Below are 3,397 nucleotides of genomic sequence, written 5' to 3' on the forward strand. Positions count from 1 at the left end.
AAGCGCGAAGCGGCTGCGCTCGGTGCCAACGGCGTGATCCTGATGGGCGTGGGCAGCAGCGGCTCACCGGTCGGCATGTCGGTGGGTGCCGGCAGTTACGGTTCGCACGTCGGCGGCGGCGTGGGCATCGGCATACCGACCACGCAGAAACGCGCGGCCGGCGTGGCGATCTGGGTGCCTAATCCGGCGCCGCCGGCACGCCTGCCGACGCAGACGATCACCCCGCAACCGCAGCGGTGACCCGCACGGGTCACCGCGGGTAGCGCCGGGCCATGCCCGGCGTCTCTTCCCTTCCGCTGCGCTCGCCGGGCGTGGCCCGGCGCTACCGGTACTTCGGCACGAACACCTGGTTCACCGCTTCGGCCAGCTGGTCCGGCGGCAACAGGCCCTGGTCGAGCAGGAAGTTGTTGAACGCCAGACGGTCGAACTTCGCGCCCAGTGCCAGCTCGGTCTGCATGCGCAGTTCGAGGATGCGGGTGTAGCCGTAGAAGTAGCTGCCCGCCTGGCCCGGCATGCGCACCATGTAGCGGTCCAGTTCCTGGGTGGCCATCGCCTTGGACAGACCCACCTGCTCGATCAGCACGCGCTCGCCGTTGGCACGGTCGGTCAGGCCAAGATTGAGCATCGGGTCCAGCATCGCGCGGGCGGCACGCAGCAGGCGGAACTGCAGCGCGATCATCTGCCCGTCCAGCGGCTCGTACGGCACCATCTCCGCTTCGGCGTACAGCGCCCAGCCTTCCACGTTCACCGAATTGAACGCGAACATCGTGCGCGCCAGCGACACGCCACGCTCGACCATCGCGGTGAACTGCAGTTCGTGGCCCGGGCGGCCTTCATGCGCGCTCAGTGTCCACGCCGCCGAACCGAAGTTGAAGTCGTCGTACTGCGCGCCGGCACCGGCCGCCGGGTTGCCCAGCGGCAGCACGAAGGTGCCCTGCTGCCCGGTGTTGTTGACCAGCGGCGCAGGCAGGAAATGCGGTGCCGGGCTGGCAGCGCTTTCGGCGGCCGAGCCCAGGCGCATCTGCATCGCACGCTGCGGCACATCGACAATGCGATGTTCGCGGATCAGCGGATCGATGGCATCGATCACCTTGCGGTAATGGCCTTCAAGCTGGTCATCGGCGATCTTCTCGCCCTTCAGCGCGCGGATCACCGCCACCGGGTCGCTGGGGTCACTGACCTTCAGGCCCTTCTCTTTCACCACCAGCGGTGCCAGCTGGCGCATCGCCGAGCGCGTTTCCATGAACTCCAGCTGCGCGCGCTGCATCAGCAGCTTCGGGTCGATATCAATACCGACCTGCTTGAGCTGATACGCGTACAGCGGGGCCGGCAGGCGCGCATCGGCACGTGCCTTCGGCAGCACCTCCTTGCGGGTCCATGCGGCGTATTCCTTCATCTGTGCGGCAAGCGCCTTCATCGCCTCGTCGGCACCAGCAACCTGGTACTTCTTCAGCAGCGACTCGATACCGGTGATGTAGGTCTCGACGTTGTCCAGAGACTGCTGCACTTCGATCTTCGTCGGCTGCAGCAGCGTGCTGTCCTTCAGACGCTCTTCGTAGCGCTGACGGGCCAGCGTAGTGAACGCGGTGCCACCCGGCTGCAGGCCCGCGTATGCCTTGAGGCGATCGACCGCCTTGGCCCGGCGCTCGGCCGGCACCTGGTCGGACAGCAGCAGGTTGAGGCCGCTGAACACGCTCTGCGGCGCATCGCGCCACGGCAGCAGGTACTTCTGGTTGAGCTCGCTGCCTTCGATGTTCTGGTTGGCGGCGGCGATCATGATCTCCAGGTCCTGGCGGACGTTGGGATCCTTCTCGCTCGCCAGCTTGGCCTTCAGCTCGTCGCGGGCTTTGGCCATCGCGGCGCGATAGCGCTTGTCATTGTCCGGGCCGAGGTCGGCGACCTTGTCGTCGTAGCCGGGCACGCCGAAGAAGCCGGTTTCCTCGGGCTGGAACGGGCCCTGGGCATCCAGCAGGATCTGCGCAAGCGCGTTGCTGCGCGCGACCCAGGCCGGGCTGGCCGGCGTAGAGGCCTTGGCGGCCGGTGCGGCCAGGGCCGGTGGGGCCGACAGCAGTGGGGCCGCGGTCAGGGCCAGGGCGATGGCAAGCGCGATCGGCTTCATGGAGCACTCCAGGACAGGGTTGACCGCACCCTACGCGCTCATGGCGGTGGCGACAATCGGCGGGAAGTCACGGCCTGGGGCAGGCAACCGCTCTGGTAGCTGCCCACCTTGGGGGGCAGCTTTCAAGGGGCCAACCAAGGTTGGCCTCTACCGGGGCAGGAGCTATCGATCAGCTGCAGCGCTCTCCGGCATTGGCAATGACGGCCGCACTGGCATCTTTTGCCTTCGGCCGTTGAATCAACCCGTCATACCCCAGACGGTCACCAAGCCCTTCTGCATAGATCAGAAGGTCGCCGGCCCGGTCCACGCCATCTAGGTAGAGCATTCGGCGATCCGGCGCTTGATGCAGCAGCAATGCAAGGAGGCCGCCAGCCCCTAGGCGCTGGCGGCGATTCCGCTTTTGACCGAGGTCGGCGGCCGCCAGGTGTATGCGTGGCTGGACCGGATCCTGCTGGTCGATGCGCCCGAGGCCGTGCAGCACCCGCGATTGATGCAGCGCGACGGCATCGATGTGGCCCTGGCCGACCAGATGATTACCGCCCAGGCCAGCCGCACACAGCGCTAGGCACTGGCCGATGACGTGGTGGTCAACGAAGGCCATTCGGATGACCTGCAGGCGCAGGTGGAAGCGCTGCACGCGCGGTATAGACGAATGGCACTAGCGCTAACACACAGTCCCCATCAATAACCACACCAGCTGAAAAGTGCATGCTCTACGACCTGCACCTGATCGCGGTCGATTCCCGCCTCTATCTCAATGATCTACCGCCGCAGCATGGAGTGAACGTTACTGCGAGGACGGAACTGCTTTGGCAGGCAGCAATGTACTGCGCTGGTTCCAGCAGACAAGCCTGCGCAAACGCTCAACTTCGGCACATGAACCGCCAAATGAGCTCGGAAGAACATCTAGCACGGTCGAAACCGCGCCAAGATGACACTCAAAAACCATCATTTGAATCAACGCAACGGGCAGACAAAGATGCGACCAAGCCAGTCAAAAGATCTTCGAAAACAATAGTCACGAATCCGACACAATCTCAATGAAATTATTCCCAAAATAGAACCTGACCCTATCATCATAAAATCCCGCACTACCACCAGTACGCGCTCTCACACCAACCAAAGCGCTCAATTTAACTACACATGAAGTTACGCTGGAAAACAGGATCACAACGGGGGCGAAAGATGACGGGTCGTAACGATTGACGAATGTCAACCTGCATTCGCGATCCTCAACCGATAGCGCAACCGCGTCCAGACTCAACGAATCGAAGTCGA

2 protein-coding genes and 2 pseudogenes are annotated in these 3,397 nt (G+C 63.9%); 2 read left to right on the plus strand and 2 right to left on the minus strand.

The window, feature by feature from the left end:
- A pseudogene (locus tag DBR20_RS21225) lies at positions 1–240 on the plus strand (hypothetical protein); the annotation flags it as partial.
- 82 nt (positions 241–322) lie between these two features.
- On the opposite strand, the gene DBR20_RS21230 reads toward DBR20_RS21225, so the two are convergent.
- Positions 323–2,119 carry a DUF885 domain-containing protein gene (locus DBR20_RS21230; protein ID WP_108268280.1) on the minus strand — a complete coding sequence of 599 codons (1,797 nt, stop codon included), beginning with the start codon at positions 2,117–2,119 and terminating at the stop codon, positions 323–325.
- Positions 2,120–2,447: 328 nt separating this feature from the next.
- Here DBR20_RS21230 and DBR20_RS21235 point away from each other — a divergent pair.
- Positions 2,448–2,807, plus strand: a pseudogene (locus DBR20_RS21235) (dephospho-CoA kinase); the annotation flags it as partial.
- A gap of 330 nt (positions 2,808–3,137) precedes the next feature.
- Here the strand turns inward: DBR20_RS21235 and DBR20_RS22420 are convergent.
- A partial coding sequence (locus tag DBR20_RS22420) for a hypothetical protein (protein WP_219927842.1) occupies positions 3,138–3,397 on the minus strand: 260 nt, incomplete at its 5' end.

The sequence above is a fragment of the Stenotrophomonas sp. HMWF023 genome, from assembly GCF_003060985.1.
In the GTDB taxonomy this organism is placed as follows: domain Bacteria; phylum Pseudomonadota; class Gammaproteobacteria; order Xanthomonadales; family Xanthomonadaceae; genus Stenotrophomonas; species Stenotrophomonas lactitubi.

Bases quoted from the DNA above. Each gene is read 5' to 3' on its own strand.
- DBR20_RS21230 (WP_108268280.1), bottom strand. From the start codon at position 2,119: ATGAAGCCGATCGCGCTTGCCATCGCCCTGGCCCTGACCGCGGCCCCA.